General features: G+C 67.5%; 13 protein-coding genes and 1 pseudogene. 4 read left to right on the top strand and 10 right to left on the bottom strand.

The genetic code is table 11. The features are described from left to right. Nucleotides 1-8 precede the first annotated feature (8 nt). Nucleotides 9-164, top strand: a complete 156-nt coding sequence (locus J5M67_RS12785) for a hypothetical protein (RefSeq protein WP_207885706.1) — start codon at nt 9-11, stop codon at nt 162-164. Beyond that, the gene (locus J5M67_RS12780) at nt 161-1,594 is read left to right on the top strand and encodes a cytosine permease (protein ID WP_207885705.1); all 1,434 of its coding nucleotides are present in this window, start codon (nt 161-163) and stop codon (nt 1,592-1,594) included. The genes J5M67_RS12785 and J5M67_RS12780 overlap by 4 nt, the downstream gene beginning before the upstream one ends. A 36-nt stretch (nt 1,595-1,630) precedes the next feature. Here J5M67_RS12780 and J5M67_RS12775 read toward each other — a convergent pair whose 3' ends face one another. From J5M67_RS12775 to J5M67_RS12755, 5 genes are all read right to left on the bottom strand, one after another. After that, a complete protein-coding gene (locus J5M67_RS12775; protein ID WP_207885704.1) occupies nt 1,631-2,530 on the bottom strand; it encodes an AraC family transcriptional regulator in 900 nt (299 codons plus the stop codon). Nucleotides 2,531-2,686: 156 nt separating this feature from the next. Next, nucleotides 2,687-3,166 (bottom strand): pantetheine-phosphate adenylyltransferase, encoded by a 480-nt coding sequence (gene coaD / locus J5M67_RS12770; protein WP_207885703.1) that lies wholly within the window; start codon nt 3,164-3,166, stop codon nt 2,687-2,689. Nucleotides 3,167-3,477: 311 nt separating this feature from the next. Then, nucleotides 3,478-5,073, bottom strand: coding sequence for a GMC family oxidoreductase (locus J5M67_RS12765; RefSeq protein ID WP_207885702.1), 1,596 nt, complete (start codon nt 5,071-5,073; stop codon nt 3,478-3,480). 39 nt (nt 5,074-5,112) lie between these two features. After that, the gene (locus tag J5M67_RS12760; RefSeq protein WP_207885701.1) at nt 5,113-5,658 is read right to left on the bottom strand and encodes a twin-arginine translocation pathway signal protein; all 546 of its coding nucleotides are present in this window, start codon (nt 5,656-5,658) and stop codon (nt 5,113-5,115) included. A gap of 70 nt (nt 5,659-5,728) precedes the next feature. Beyond that, nucleotides 5,729-7,159 carry a coniferyl aldehyde dehydrogenase gene (locus J5M67_RS12755; protein ID WP_207885700.1) on the bottom strand — a complete coding sequence of 477 codons (1,431 nt, stop codon included), beginning with the start codon at nt 7,157-7,159 and terminating at the stop codon, nt 5,729-5,731. Nucleotides 7,160-7,389: 230 nt separating this feature from the next. Between J5M67_RS12755 and J5M67_RS12750 the strand changes: the two genes are divergently transcribed. Next, nucleotides 7,390-8,043 (top strand): TetR/AcrR family transcriptional regulator, encoded by a 654-nt coding sequence (locus J5M67_RS12750; RefSeq protein WP_207885699.1) that lies wholly within the window; start codon nt 7,390-7,392, stop codon nt 8,041-8,043. Nucleotides 8,044-8,135: 92 nt separating this feature from the next. Here the strand turns inward: J5M67_RS12750 and J5M67_RS12745 are convergent, their stop codons facing one another. The 5 genes from J5M67_RS12745 to J5M67_RS12725 form a co-directional block, all read right to left on the bottom strand. Beyond that, entirely contained in the window at nt 8,136-8,552 is a 417-nt protein-coding gene (locus tag J5M67_RS12745; protein ID WP_207885698.1) for a GNAT family N-acetyltransferase, read from the bottom strand. Between the two features lie 83 nt (nt 8,553-8,635). Further along, nucleotides 8,636-9,625, bottom strand: coding sequence for a hydrolase (locus J5M67_RS12740; RefSeq protein ID WP_207885697.1), 990 nt, complete (start codon nt 9,623-9,625; stop codon nt 8,636-8,638). Nucleotides 9,626-9,691: 66 nt separating this feature from the next. Further along, nucleotides 9,692-10,300: a 16S rRNA (guanine(966)-N(2))-methyltransferase RsmD gene (gene rsmD, locus J5M67_RS12735; protein WP_207885696.1), complete on the bottom strand. Its 609-nt coding sequence runs from the start codon at nt 10,298-10,300 to the stop codon at nt 9,692-9,694. Continuing rightward, a complete protein-coding gene (locus J5M67_RS12730; RefSeq protein ID WP_207885695.1) occupies nt 10,300-11,793 on the bottom strand; it encodes a pitrilysin family protein in 1,494 nt (497 codons plus the stop codon). Before J5M67_RS12730 ends, rsmD begins: the two co-directional genes overlap by 1 nt. Next, on the bottom strand, nt 11,786-13,156 hold the full coding sequence (locus tag J5M67_RS12725) for a pitrilysin family protein (RefSeq protein WP_207885694.1): 1,371 nt from the start codon (nt 13,154-13,156) through the stop codon (nt 11,786-11,788). The genes J5M67_RS12730 and J5M67_RS12725 overlap by 8 nt, the downstream gene beginning before the upstream one ends. Nucleotides 13,157-13,347: 191 nt before the next feature. Here J5M67_RS12725 and J5M67_RS12720 point away from each other — a divergent pair. Continuing rightward, nucleotides 13,348-13,813, top strand: a pseudogene (locus J5M67_RS12720) (signal recognition particle-docking protein FtsY); the annotation flags it as partial.

The following is a 13,813-nucleotide window of genomic DNA, read 5'->3' as shown; positions in this document are numbered from 1 at the left end:
CCGAAAAGATGCAAGAACAAACGGGCGAACTGGAAAGACGTCTGCGGTTGCTGGAAGACCCGGATGAGCAAGGCGAAGACTTCGATGCGATGAGCTGGTTCTGGCTGCTCCTGCTCGGGCTGGTCCTGCCGGTGGTGGCGCTGGTAGCGGGGTGGTACGCATGAACGGACACCTATCCGCGACCTCGGCAGCCGCCGGGGGCGCCACCAGTGCCGCCGTCGAGGCGGACAAAAGCGCCCTGCCGCTGCTGCGCAGCGAACGCACCTGGGGCAGCTGGAAATTGGGCATCTCGCTGGCCACCGCGGCGGCGGCGACCTGGTGCTATCTCATCGGCGGCTACGTCGGCGCCTACCTGCCGTTCGTCAGCGGCTCGATCTCCCTCAGCGCCGGCTGCATGATCGGCATGCTGCTGGTGGCGCTGGCCGTGGTGCCGGTGTGCATGCGTTTCGGCGTCGACTCGATCGCCTCGGTCAAGCCGCAGTTCGGCAACCGTGGTTGGGTGCTGGTCAGCGCCATGCAGTTCATCTCGATCGTCGGCTGGAACTCCCTGCTGCTGATCTTCTTCGCCAAGTCGACCACCCAGTTGCTGCTGGCGCTGGGGGTGATTCAGGACGGCAGTGGTGCCTTGCTGGTGCCGATGACCATCCTGCTGGCCTGCTCGCTGGTGTTCTGCTTCCTGCTCAAGGGTTCCAGCGGGGTCGACCGGGTCGCCAAGATCCTGGTGGTGCATGTGCTGGTGGGCTTCTGGATGCTCTACATAATCGTCAGCCAGCGCTGGGGCGAGCTGGCCAGCGCGGTGCCTGCGTCCGCCTCGCCGGACCGCCTGTGGAACTACACCACCGGGGTTGAGATCGGCATTGCCTCGCTGCTGTCCTGGTGGCCGTACATGGGGGCCATGGTGCGGATGGCGCCGAAGGGCCGAACGGCGGCGCTGCCGATCATGCTCGGCATGTCGGCGCCGGTGCCGGCCCTGAGCCTGATCGGCATCGCCGGGGTGCTGGTGTTGCAGGTGTCCGATCCGTCGGAGTGGCTGCGCAGCATCGGCGGGCCGACCTACGGCATCGTCGCGCTGCTGTTCGTCGCTGCCGCCAACCTCGGCACCGCGGTGGCGGGTGTCTATGCCTCGGCCATCGGCCTGCAGCACTTCAAGGCGCTGGAGCGACTGTCCTGGCCGGCGATCCTGCTGATCACCCTTCTGCCGGTGGCGCTGGTCGGGTTGATCATCCCGGAGCTGTTCTTCGCCAACTTCGGCACCTTCCTCGCCTTCATCGGGGTCGGCTTCGCGCCGCTGTGCGGCATTCAGATCGCCGATTACTACCTGATGCGCCGGCGCCGGATCGTGGTGCGCGCACTGTTCGACAATGGTCCGGACAGCCCCTACCGCTTCTGGCTCGGGGTCAACCCGGCGGCAGTGCTGGCGATGGCCGCGGGGTGCGCGACCTATGTCGTCCTGCTCGATCCGCTGACCTACGAAAGCCATGGCCCCTATGCCTTCACCACCGCTTCGCTGCCGTCGGTGCTGGTCGCGGCGGTGGTGTATGGCCTGCTGACTCGGCTCTGGATCATGCCGGCAGGCAAGGGCGGCTACCGCTGAGGCCGCGCCCGGGGCCCGCTCGCCGGGCTCCGGCTGTCAGTCTCCGCCGCGCTGGCGGAAGCGTCCGGGGGGTTCCCGGCAGGTACGGTGGAAGCACGCGGTGAAGTGGCTCTGGCTGGAGAACCCGGTGGCCAGGGCCACGTCGCTGATACGCGCGTCGGTTTCCCGCAGCAGCACCTTGGCGCGCTCGATGCGCCGCTGCAGCAGGTAGTGGTAGGGCGACACGCCCATGGCCTTGCGGAAGGTGTGGGCGAAGTGACAGGGGCTGCTGTGCGCCGCCGTGGCGATGTCTTCCACCGAGATGTTCTGTGCCAGGCTCGCCTCGACGAAGTCCAGCGCTGCCTTGAGCTTGTGCGGCGAGAGCGCCAGGCGCTCGTCCGGTTCCTCCGTCAGCAGGTTGCAGTGGCCGCGCAGCAATTCCAGGCAGAAGGTCTGCGTCAGGGCCTGCACATAGGCCCGTGAGCCGGGCTTGTTGCCATGCAGCTCATCCAGCAGGCCCAGGCCGATGTTGTAGATCGCCGGGTTCTCCAGGCCGATGCCGTCGTTCAGTTCGAAGGCCGGGAAGTCCGCCTCGCGCGCCGTGCGCCGCAGTACCTGCGGGTCGAGGCAGACGTGCAGGGAGTCGATCGCCGACGACCATTCCCAGGCGTTCTCCTGGTTCGCCGACATGATCGAGATCTGCCCCGGGCGGCTGTGTCCGCGCAGCCATTCGCCATTGAGACGGACGCCGAGATCGCCGGGCGTTTCCAGGTGTATGACGATGAAGTGCGCCGCCAGCGGTGGCGGTTCGATGTGCCCACGGTTGGGGTGCAGGTGGCGGCGGGCGGTGATCGACGTCCAGCCGTGGCTGTCGCTGGAGGTTTGCGCGGGGGTGGGCATGAAGCTCGCCCACTCCTGCGGTGAAAGCGCATCGGGGTGCTGGCTCTTGCGGAGCATGGCCTCGCCTCTTGTTGTTCTTCTTGAGGAGACGTGTCCGTGTCGTTCGGCGGAATGTGCCCCAGGGGCGAGCAAGGTGCGGCGGGGCTCTGCTGTTCTAGCAGAAAAGCCGGGCCTGGGGGAGGCCCGGCGTGCGGTCGGGGACCGGTGGCGCGGTCAGCGCTTGAAGCGCTCGGCCAGGGCGCTGGCCACGGCGGGATGGACGAACTTGGCGATGTCGCCGCCCAGCGCCGCGATTTCGCGCACCAGGGTGGAGGAGATGAAGGAGTACTTCTCCGACGGGGTGAGGAACATGCTCTCCAGGTCGGGGGCGAGCTGGCGGTTCATGTTCGCCAGCTGGAATTCGTACTCGAAGTCCGACACCGCGCGCAGGCCGCGCAGCAGGATGTTGGCGTTCTGTTCCTTGGCGAAATGCGCGAGCAGCGAGGAGAAGCCGACCACTTCGACATTGGGCAGGTGCGAGGTTACCTGGCGGGCCAGCTCGACCCGTTGCTCCAGCGGGAACAGGGGGTTCTTCTTGGGGCTGGCGGCGACGGCAATGATCACCTGGTCGAACAGACGCGAGGCGCGTTCGACCAGATCGGCATGGCCTTTGGTGATGGGGTCGAAGGTACCCGGGTACAGCACTCGATTCATCGCGGCGTCCTGGTCGGCTCTTGTTGGCAGGCTGGGCATCAGCGGGGCGGATGGTAACGCAGCATGTCCGTGGGGCCAAGCGACCTTGGTAGTGCTTCCGCGCGCGGACTACCTGAGTTTATAGCTGACGGACCGGTCAGTCACGCGCAGGCCCCGTTCCAGAGCCTGCGCATGGGTTTGCCGGTTGTTGAGCCCTTGTAGGAGCGAGCTTGCTCGCGAACAGAGCTTCCCGGAGACATCGGGGCTGGGCAGTTCGCGAGCAAGCTCGCTCCTACGAAGAGCTATCCGGCGCGGACGGTCGGGGTTTCGTATCAGGCCTTACCCAGTCGCTCGGCCAGCGCGGCGCTGAGCTGCGCGGTGAGGCCGTACACCGACAGCTGCGGGTTGGCGCCGATGCTGGTGGGGAACAGCGAGCCGTCGTGGATCGACAGGTTCTGCAGCTGGTGGTGACGGCCGAGGCTGTCGCACACCGCCTGTTTCGGGTCCTCGCCCATGGCGCAGCCGCCCATCACGTGGGCGCTGCCCAGGCGGGTGCGGTACAGCTCCAGGCTCAGGCCGTCGATCAGCGCGTGGGCTTCCTTGGCGCTCTTAACATACCCGGCGTCGGCATGCAGCGGCAGCACGGCCTTGGCGCCGGCGGCGAACTGAATGTCGGCCATGGTGTGGAAGGCGCGGCGGATGCCGTCCCAGGTGTAGTCGGTCATCTGGTAATCCAGCACCGGGGTGTCGTCGCCGCGCAGGCTGACGGTGCCGACCGCACTGTCGGGGTGGAAGCCGTCGCGCATCAGCGCCAGGATCACGTTGGTGTGCGGCAGCTGCTCCATGCGCAGGGCGTTGTCCTCGCCGAAGCGGCCGAGCAGCGTGGCGCTCAGCGAGGGCTGCAGCGGTGGCACTTCGAGCTTGTAGGACATGCGCCCGGTGGCGCCGTCGTCCCACTGGAAATGGTCGGAGTAGATCGACTGCGGCGCGCCGTAGAAGGGGTTGATCACCTCGTCGAACAGCCCGGCGCTGAAGTTCACCACGTGCAGGAAGGTGCGCTGGCCGACGCGGCCGTTCGGGTCCGGCGCCTTGGAACGCAGGAGGATCGCCGGGGTGTTGATGCCGCCGCCGGAGAGCACGTAGTGGCGCGCCTTGACGGTGATCTTGCGGCCGGTCGGGGCGACGCAGCGCTCGTCCATGGCCAAGCACTCCAGGCCACTGACCTTGTCGCCGTCGATCAGCAGGCGGTTGGCGCGGGCGAGGTAGAGCAGCTCGCCGCCCTTGTCCAGGGTGGCCGGAATGGTGGTGACCAGCATCGACTGCTTGGCGTTGGTCGGGCAGCCCATCCCGCAGTAGCCTAGGTTCCAGCAGCCGCGCACGTTGCGCGGGATGACCTTCCAGTGCAGGCCGAGCTTGTCGCAGCCCTTGCGGATCACGTCGTTGTTGGCGTTCGGCGGCAGGGCCCAGGGCGCGACGCCCAGGCGCTGTTCCATCTTCTCGAACCAGGGTGCCATCTCGGCCACGCTGTGGCCCTTGACGCCGTGCTCCTTGGCCCAGTGTTCCAGGGTCAGGTCCGGCGTGCGGAAGCTGGAAGTCCAGTTGACCAGGGTGGTGCCGCCCACGGCGCGGCCCTGGAGGATGGTGATGGCGCCGTCCTTGCTCATCCGGCCGATGCCTTCCTGGTACAGGGTCGGGTAGGCCTCGGCTTCCTGCATCTTGAAGTCGGAGCTGGTGCGCAGCGGGCCTTCTTCCACCAGCAGCACCTTGTAGCCGGCGGCGCTGAGGGTTTCGGCGGTGGTGCCGCCGCCCGCGCCGGTGCCGACGATCACCACGTCGGCCTCGAGGGTCAGGTCCTTGTCCAGGCGGGAGCCGTCATGGACTTTCCAGCCACCGGCCAGGCCGGCAGCGAACAGATCGGGTACAGGCATCGGGATTCTCTCAGGCGAATTCTTGTTGTTCTGGCCGGGTCAGACCTTCGGCGGGCCGGGGTAGCCGCAATGGCCCCAGGACTCCGGGCGGCCGTACCAGGCCATCAGGACCAGTTGCAGCAGCGAGCTGTGGCCCATCTTCAGCAGCGAGATCGAGCTGTTCTGCCAGCGTTCGAGGAAGTGCTTCACGTCGGCGGCGCTGGCGTTGTCCCAGCTGCCCCAGATGCCGGTCAGCGGGCCGCGGGTGATTGGCAGGGCGAGCACGTCGAACAGCTGGACGGTGAGCTTGAGCATTTCCGGAGAGAGACGGTTCAGGCTGAAGTCGAGGCTTTCCAGGGTGCCCTTGACCGCGTCGGCCATGCGCTCGGCGGGCACGGCGCCGGCCAGCATCACCGGGATCAGCGCGCGCAGGAAGGGCATGTCGGAGTCGCGCAGGACCTTGTAGCCATTGGCCGGAACGCTGGCCGAGCAGCCGCTGAGCGTGGCAGTGACGCCGGCGGTGGCGAGGAAGGCGCCACCGAGCAGGCCGATTTTGAGAACGCCGCGCCGGGACAGGCCCGGTGCGCTCAGGGAGGTGTCTGTCATTCTTGTTCTGTCACCTTTGTAGAGGGCACCTGTGAGGGAACGCCGCCGGGGTTGCCGGCGGCCGGGAAGATCAGCGGACGAACAGCTTGTACACCAGCTTCTGCAGCGCCTTGCCGTAGGGCGGGTAGATCACCCGGGCGGCGTTGAAGCGCGGCTTGGCGAATACGCCCTTGGCCTTGCTGAAGGTCAGGAAGCCTTCGTGGCCGTGGTAGTGCCCCATGCCGGACGGGCCGATGCCGCCGAACGGCATGTCGTCCTGGGCCACGTGCAGCAGGGTGTCGTTCAGGCATACGCCGCCGGAGTGGGTCTGCGCCAGCACGTAGTCCTGTTCGCGCTTTTCGTAGCCGAAGTAGTACAGGGCCAGCGGGCGGTCGCGCTCGTTGATGTAGCTCAGCGCCTCGTCGAGGGTCTGGTAGGGGATCACCGGCAGCAGCGGGCCGAAGATTTCCTCCTGCATCACCTTCATCTCGTCGCTCACGTTCAGCAGCAGCGCCTGCGGCAGACGACGGCCCTGGGCCTGCGGGAACAGCGGGATGACGGTGGCGCCGCGTGCCTTGGCGTCGGCCAGGTAGCCGTTCAGGCGCGACAGCTGGCGCTCGTTGATGATCGCGGTGTAGTCCGGGTTGTTCTCCAGTTTCGGGAAGAAGCCCTGCACCACCTGGCGGTAATGGTCGACGAACTCGTCGACGCGGTTGTGCGGCACCAGCACGTAGTCCGGCGCCACACAGGTCTGCCCGGCGTTGAGCGACTTGCCGAAGGCGATGCGCTCGGCGGCGTCCTTCATCGGCACGCTGGCGGAGACGATGGCCGGCGACTTGCCGCCCAGCTCCAGGGTCACCGGGGTGAGGTTCTCGGCGGCAGCGCGCATCACGTGCTTGCCGATGCTGGTGGCGCCGGTGAACAGCAGGTGGTCGAAGGGCAGCTTGGAGAAGGCCACGCCCACTTCCACCTCGCCTTCGACGACCGCGACCATGTCCTCGGGGAATATCTTCGCCAGCAGCGCCTTGAGCATGCGCGCGGTGGCGGGAGTGGACTCGCTCATCTTGATCATCACGCGGTTGCCGGCGGCCAGGGCGCCGGTCAGCGGGCCGATGGCGAGGAACAGCGGGTAGTTCCACGGCACGATCACGCCCACCACGCCCAGCGGCTGGTAGATGACCTTGGCCGAGGCCGGCTGGAACAGCATGCTCACGCTGCGCCGCGACGGCTTCATCCACTTCTTCACGCGCTTGGCCGCGTAGTGCACGCCGTGCAGGCTGGGCATCACCTCGGCGAGCAGCGTTTCGTCGGCGGAGCGATTGCTGAAGTCGCTGTTGATCGCCTCGATGATCGCCTGTTGCTCGCTGACCAGCAGGTTGGCGAGGCTCTTCAGCCAGGCGATGCGCTGGCCGGCGTCGGGCATCGGGTTGGCGCGATAGGCCTGACGCTGGCGTTCGAGAAGGGATTCCAGCTGGCTGATCTGCTGCTGGCTCTGCTGCAGGTAGGCGATGTCGGCGACCATGACGGGGCTCCTTGGCGGAAGCGACTGGGGAAGCGTCCGGTGGGTGGGTGCTTCGGGTTGTTGTGCTGTCGCTGGATTTTTAGAGCAATTACTCTAGACTGTCAATCAGCATGACTGACCGGCTTCGCCTGGCCCAGCCAACGAAAAGTTGGGATGCGCCGGCGCAGGTGTTACGCGGTAGCAATCGGTGTACCTTTGCCGCGCATTTTTCGTTTTCACGAGTTCCGCGAATGGCCCCACGCATCAAGACCCGCGAGCGCATCGCCCAGGCCAGCCTGGAGCTGTTCAACGCCCAGGGCGAACGCAGCGTCACCACCAACCACATCGCCGCGCACCTGGGGATTTCGCCGGGCAACCTGTACTACCACTACCGCAACAAGCAGGCGATCATCGCCGAGCTGTTCGCCGAGTACGAAGGGCATGTGGACCAGTTCCTGCGGGTGCCGGAAGGCCGTGCGCTAACGGTGGAGGACAAGCTCTACTACCTCGAGTCGCTGCTGGCGGCGATGTGGCGCTATCGCTTCCTGCACCGCGACCTCGAGCACTTGCTCGACGCCGACCCGGAGCTGGCCGCCAACTACCGCAGCTTCGCCCGCCGCGCGCTGGTCAACGCCAAGGCCGTTTATCGCGGTTTCGTCGACGCCGGCATCCTGCTGATGGACGACACCCAGCTCGAAGCCCTGACCCTGAACGCCTGGATCATCCTCACCTCCTGGGTGCGTTTCCTTTGTACCACCCGCGAAGTGGCCGGCGACCTCAGCGAAGCCGAACTGCGCCGAGGCCTCTACCAGGTGCTGGCGCTGGAAAGCGGGCACATCGCTCCGGATGCGCGCGAGGCGGTGGCGGCGGTGTTCGATCGGTTGTATGTGCCGTTGGGAGAGTGATGCGGCGAGGGGCTGATCGGCGGATAACCGCAAGCGGTTATTCGGACCGGTCCCCGTAGGGCGCATAACGCGCCAGCGTTATCCGCCGCTTTTCAGATATCCGCCTTGCGCGGCCCCGGAACCCTCGGCCGGCGCAGCGCGATGCCATGGCGCAGGAAGAATCCCTCCACGCCCTCGGTGGCATCGGTATAGAGCGTGCGTTGCGGATGGTCCGCCAGGAAGCGCGCCATCAGCAGGCGCCCGACGCCGCGCGACTGGAAGCCCGGCAGCACGGCGATCTCCGCCAGCCAGGTGGTCTGCGCCGTCTCACTCTCTGCTCGCAGCAGACCGATGACCTGCTCGCCCTCCTGGGTCAGCAGGGTGTAGCTGGAGAACTCGTAGAGCTCGCGAAGCTCCTGCAGCGTACCCGGCGAGCCCCAACCCACCGCACGGTAGAGCGCGGCGATTCCGGCGCACTGCGCATCGCTCAGTGTCGGGTTGTGCAGAATCGTCAGCGGCGTGTCGGTCATGGCATCACTCCTGTTCGGCCTTCCCGTCCTGGGTACACCTCCAGTCTGCCCCATTGCCTCCACAGCGGGCTGATTCAAGACAGTCAGGCGCCGTGTCGGTGCCGCAGCCACTGCGGGATGCGGCGCTCCAGATAGTAGTCCGGCCGGCCCGGCGAGCCGCCGATGAAGCCGACATGGCCGCCGCGGGCCAGCAGCTCCAGTTCGGTGGAGGCCGACAGCTCGCCCGCCTGCGGAATGCTCCGGGCGTGGATGAAGGGATCGTCGCTGGACTGGATGACCAGGGTCGGCACGCGGATGCCGCCCAGGTAATAGCGACTGGAGGCCCGTCGGTAGTAGTCGTGCACGTCGGCAAAACCGTGCAGCGGCGCGGTTACCCGGTCGTCGAAATCCCAGAAGGTGCGCATGCCGTCCAGCGGGCCGAGGCGCTCCAACGCGGCGAGATTCTCAGCGTGGCCGCCAGCGGCGAAGGCCTGGCGCTTGGTCTGTACATAGGCCACCAGCTCGCGCATGAAGTGCGCCTGATAAACCTTGGAGAAGCCAATACCGATGCGGTCGGCGCACTGGTCCAGGCGGAAGGGCACTGATACCGCCACCGCGCCGCGCAGCGGGCAGCTTTCCGAGGACTCGCCCAGGTACTTGAGCAATACGTTGCCGCCCAGCGAATAGCCCACTGCGTAGAGCGGCGCCATCGGCCGCTTGGCGCGGACGTGGGCGACCACCGACGCGAGGTCCTCGCTGACGCCCGAGTGATAGCCGCGCGGCAGCAGGTTCGACTCGCCCGAACAGCCACGCCAGTTCAGCGCGACGCTGGCCCAGCCCTGGGCGGCCAGTTGCTGCTGCAGGCCGAGGATGTAGTGCGATGACGAGGAACCCGTGAGCCCGTGCAACGCGACGACCAGTGGCGTGTCGGCCTCGTGCAAGCCGTGCCAGTCCAGGTCGATGAAATCGCCGTCCTCCAGCCACAACCGCTCGCGGCTGCGCTCGAGTGCCGGCAACTGGCGCAGCAGCGAGCCGTAGAGGGTCTGCAGGTGCGGGCCGGGCAGCCACCAGGCGGGTTTGAAAGGGGCGTTCATGGGCGGGGTGTGTGGCAAGTGGAAGGCCAGTTTAGCGCCATCCACTTGCCGGCGGAGCGCCGGGCTTCAGGCTTCTCGCTGCCACAGCGCGTAATGCACCGCGCCGGCCTTCTTCTCTCGGTGCAGGCGCCAGTTGGCCGGCAGGCCGAGGCTGGAGGGTACGGCTTCGCTTTCGGTGTAGACCCACGCGTCCTTGGCCAGCCAGCCGCGTTCTTCCAGCAGGCGGCAGGCGTTCTGCAGCAGGTCCTGGTGGAAGGGCGGGTCGAGGAACACCAGGTCGAACGGAGCGGCCGGTTGGCTTTCCAGGTAGCGCAGGGCGTCGGTCAGCAGGACCTGGCCGCTGCTGCACTGAAGGGTCGCGAGGTGGCCGCGCAGGGCGGTGGCCGCTTCGGCGTTGGTGTCCAGCGCGAGGCCCGCGCTGGCGCCGCGGGACAGGGCTTCGAGGAACAACGCGCCGCTGCCGGCGAAGGGGTCCAGTACGCGGGCACCGGGCACGTAGGCCGCCAGCCAGTTGAACAGGGTTTCGCGCACACGGTCCGGCGTCGGGCGCAGGCCCGGGCCGTCGGGGAAGGCGAAGCGCCGGCTGCGCCACTCGCCGCCAATGATGCGCAGCTGGCCCTGGCCGCCATGGGGCTTCTGTGCGGCGCGCGGGGCGCCGCCGTGACCTTTGCTCATCAGTGCTCCGGTACGCCGGCGGGTTGCTCGGCGGGTTTGTCGGTGGGCGGCGGCAGGGGTTTCTGCGGCACGGTGGGGCCGGCGGTGACGATGACGAAGCCGTCCGGGTCGAGGTGGCGGCGCATGGCCTGCTTCACCTGTTCTGCGCTCAGGCCCTGGACCTGGCTGAGGAAGGTTTCCAGGTAGTCCAGCGGCAGATCGTAGAAGCCGATGGCGCCCAGCTGGCCGACGATGTCGGCGTTGCTCGCGGTGGACAGCGGGAAGCTGCCGGCCAGCTCGCGCTTGGCGTCGTCCAGCTCCTTCTGGGTCGGGCCCTTGTCGAGGTAATCGCGGACGATGTCCTGGACCAGCTTGAGGGTGCCTTCGCTCATTTCGGCGCGGGTTTGCAGGCCGATGGTGAACGGTCCGCGCGATTGCATGCCGGTGAAGCCGGAATACACGCCGTAGGTCAGGCCGCGCTTTTCGCGCACCTGGTCCATCAGCCGGGTGCCGAAGCCGCCGCCGCCGAGGATCTGGTTACCCAGGTAGAGCGCGGCGTAGTCCGGGTCGTTACGGGTGATGCCCAGTTGCGCCAGCGTCAGCTGGGTCTGCTTGGACGGGAACTCGATGTGGGTGAGGCCGGCCTTGGGCGTCTGCGGCTCGGCCGGGGCCGGCAGGGCGGGGCCCTTGGGCAGCGACTGGGACACGCGGTTGGCGATGCCTTCGGCCTGTTCGCGGGTCAGGTCACCGACCAGCGCGATGACCACGTTGCCGGCGGCGTAGCCCTTCTGGTGGAAGGCGCGCAGCTGGGCGGTGGTGATCTTCGGGATCGACTTCTCGTTGCCGTCGCTGGAGTGGGCGTAGGGGTGGTCGCCATAGAGCCGCTTGAACAGTTCCAGGCCCGCCAGCTTGCCGGGGTTCTGTTTCTGGTACTCGAAGCCGGCCATCACCTGGTTCTTGATGCGCACCAGGGCGTCCTCGGGGAAGGTCGGCTGGCCGATCACCTGGTCGAACAGCGCCAGCGCGGCGTCGCGCTTGGCCGGTTCGCTCAGGCTGCGCAGGCTGGCCACGGCCATGTCGCGGTAGGAGCCGTTGCCGAAGTTGGCGCCCAGGTCGTCGAAGCCGGCGGCGATGGCGCTGGTGTCCTTGCCGGGCACACCTTCGTTGAGCATGGCGTTGGTCAGCATGGCCAGGCCGTAGGCGTCGCCGTCCTGGCTGCTGCCGGCGGCGAAGGTCAGGCGCAGGTCGAACATCGGCAGCTCATGGGCTTCGACGAAGAGCACGCGGGCGCCTTCGGCGGTCTTCCACTGCTGGATGTTCAGCTTGCGGTGACCGGGCGCCTTGCCGGCGGCTTCGGCGAGGGATTGCAGGCCGGTGGGCGCGCTCGGCTCGATGGCCGGCTTGGCGACCCCGGTATCGGCGGCAGGTCGGGAAACGAACAGCACCAGTCCGGCGATCAGCGCGATGACGATCAATCCGACCAGTGCGTAGCGCAGGCCATTGCGTTCACTCATGGCTCGGCTCCTTGTCGGTGGCGACTTCCGGCAGGACCTGGGCGAGGGTCAGGCGGGAGCGGGTGAAATAGGTGCGGGCGGCTTTCTGGATGTCCTCGGCGGTGACCGCCTGCAGGGACTCCAGGTCCTGGTCGGCGACTTTCCAGGACAGGCCGACGCTTTCCAGCTCGCCGATGGTGCTGGCCTGGCTGGCGATGGAGTCGCGCTCGTAGACCAGCCCGGCGATGACCTGGGCGCGCACGCGCTCCAGTTCTTCCTGGCTCGGCGGGGTCTTCTTCAATTCGTCCAGTTGCTGCCAGAGCGCGGTTTCGACCTGGTCGAGGGTCTTGCCGGTCTGCACGTTGGGCGTCGCGCTGAGGAAGAACAGGCTGTCGCCACGGGCGAAGGCGTCATAGGAGGCGGAAGCGCCGGTGACGACTTCCGCGCCGCGCTCCAGGCGCGAGGACAGGCGGGCGCTGTAGCCGCCGTCGAGGATTGCCGTGAGCAGGCGCAGGGCGTTGACCTCGCGCGGGTTGTCGGTGCTGCCCAGGCTCGGCACGTTGAAGCCCATGATCAGGCTCGGCAGCTGGGTGCGCACGTGCAGGGTCAGGCGGCGTTCGCCCGGCTCGGCCAGTTCCAGCGGCTTGCGTGCCGGGGGCAGCTCGCGCTTGGGAATCTCGCCGAAATACTTCTGTGCAAGGGCCTTCACCTCGTCGCCGCTGACGTCGCCGACTACCACCAGGGTGGCGTTGTTCGGCGCGTACCAGGCTTCGTACCAGCGGCGCAGGTCGTCGTTGGTCATGCGCTGCAGGTCGGCCATCCAGCCGATGGTCGGCGTGCGGTAGCCGCTGGCGGGGTAGGCGGCGGCCTTGAAGCGTTCGAAGGCCAGCGCGTTGGGCTTGTCGTCGGTGCGCATGCGGCGCTCTTCCTTGATCACCTCGATCTCGCTCTTGAACTGGTCGGCCGGCAGGGCGAGGTGTGCCATGTGGTCGGCTTCCAGTTCCAGCGCCACCGGCAGGCGGTCGCGGGCCAGCACCTGGTAATAGGCGGTGTAGTCGTCGGTGGTGAAGGCGTTCTCTTCCGCGCCGAGCTCGCGCAGCACCAGGGATGCCTCGCCGGGGCCGAGCTTGCGGCTGCCCTTGAACATCATGTGCTCCAGGGCGTGGGACAGGCCGGTCAGCCCGGGCGTCTCGTAGCTGGAGCCGACCTTGTACCAGAGCTGGGAGACCACCACGGGGGCGCGGTGGTCTTCGCGGACCACGACCTTCAGGCCATTGTCCAGGGTGTATTCATGGGTGGGCTGCGGATCTGCGGCCACCGCCATCAACGGCAGCAGCAGGGAGCCGAGCAGCAGGCCGGCATGGCGGCGTGCAGGGGTTTTCATCGTCGAATGAACCTTTCGGGCTATCCGCAGGGTCTATGCAGGCTGGCGACCAGCCTCTTAACCCCGGCGGGCGAGGAGATGCTAGGATACCCATCCGTTTTCCGGGCGGCCATGTTCAGGGCTTCTCAAAGCTGTTTCGAGGCTTTTTTGCTGCCTGTATCCGTGGCGTCCCCTAGAGATTCGATCCCTACATGTTTGGTTCCAACGACGACAAGAAGGCCCCGCCAGCCGGGGAAAAGAAGGGTCTGTTCAGCTGGTGGCGCAAGAAGCCGCAGGCCGAGGAGCAACCCGCCGCGCAAGCCGAGCCGCAGGTTGAACAGCCTGTCGCCGCCGAACCGATTTCCGCACCCGAGCAGGCCCCGGTCGCCCAGGTCGAGCCGGCAGCCCCGCGTGTCGAGCCAATCCCGGAGCCGACCCCGGAGCCGGTGCTCGACGTGGTGCCCGCCAGCGTTCCCGTCGAGCCGGTAAAGCAGCCCGAGCCGCAGCCGCCGGTCGTTGCCGAAGTGCCGCAGCCGGTCGCCGAGCCCGTGCAAACCGTACAGCCCGTCGAACCGCCGCCGGCTCCGGTCGCCGCGCCGGTACAGCCCGCGCCCGTGGCGCCTGTCGTAGTCGCCCAGCCGGAGCCGCAACCCACGCCCGAGGCTCCCGTCGCTGTCG

Origin of the sequence: Pseudomonas sp. 30_B (genome assembly GCF_017491605.1) — a bacterium.
In the GTDB taxonomy this organism is placed as follows: Bacteria; Pseudomonadota; Gammaproteobacteria; order Pseudomonadales; family Pseudomonadaceae; genus Pseudomonas.
This window is presented reverse-complemented; position numbering and strand designations above follow the sequence as displayed.

Excerpts from the sequence above, each read along its gene's own strand:
- J5M67_RS12785 (WP_207885706.1), top strand. The coding sequence starts at position 9 with ATGCAAGAACAAACGGGCGAACTGGAAAGACGTCTGCGGTTGCTGGAA.
- J5M67_RS12780 (WP_207885705.1), top strand. The coding sequence starts at position 161 with ATGAACGGACACCTATCCGCGACCTCGGCAGCCGCCGGGGGCGCCACC.
- J5M67_RS12775 (WP_207885704.1), bottom strand. The coding sequence starts at position 2,530 with ATGCTCCGCAAGAGCCAGCACCCCGATGCGCTTTCACCGCAGGAGTGG.
- coaD (WP_207885703.1), bottom strand. The coding sequence starts at position 3,166 with ATGAATCGAGTGCTGTACCCGGGTACCTTCGACCCCATCACCAAAGGC.
- J5M67_RS12765 (WP_207885702.1), bottom strand. The coding sequence starts at position 5,073 with ATGCCTGTACCCGATCTGTTCGCTGCCGGCCTGGCCGGTGGCTGGAAA.
- J5M67_RS12760 (WP_207885701.1), bottom strand. The coding sequence starts at position 5,658 with ATGACAGACACCTCCCTGAGCGCACCGGGCCTGTCCCGGCGCGGCGTT.
- J5M67_RS12755 (WP_207885700.1), bottom strand. The coding sequence starts at position 7,159 with ATGGTCGCCGACATCGCCTACCTGCAGCAGAGCCAGCAGCAGATCAGC.
- J5M67_RS12750 (WP_207885699.1), top strand. The coding sequence starts at position 7,390 with ATGGCCCCACGCATCAAGACCCGCGAGCGCATCGCCCAGGCCAGCCTG.
- J5M67_RS12745 (WP_207885698.1), bottom strand. The coding sequence starts at position 8,552 with ATGACCGACACGCCGCTGACGATTCTGCACAACCCGACACTGAGCGAT.
- J5M67_RS12740 (WP_207885697.1), bottom strand. The coding sequence starts at position 9,625 with ATGAACGCCCCTTTCAAACCCGCCTGGTGGCTGCCCGGCCCGCACCTG.
- rsmD (WP_207885696.1), bottom strand. The coding sequence starts at position 10,300 with ATGAGCAAAGGTCACGGCGGCGCCCCGCGCGCCGCACAGAAGCCCCAT.
- J5M67_RS12730 (WP_207885695.1), bottom strand. The coding sequence starts at position 11,793 with ATGAGTGAACGCAATGGCCTGCGCTACGCACTGGTCGGATTGATCGTC.
- J5M67_RS12725 (WP_207885694.1), bottom strand. The coding sequence starts at position 13,156 with ATGAAAACCCCTGCACGCCGCCATGCCGGCCTGCTGCTCGGCTCCCTG.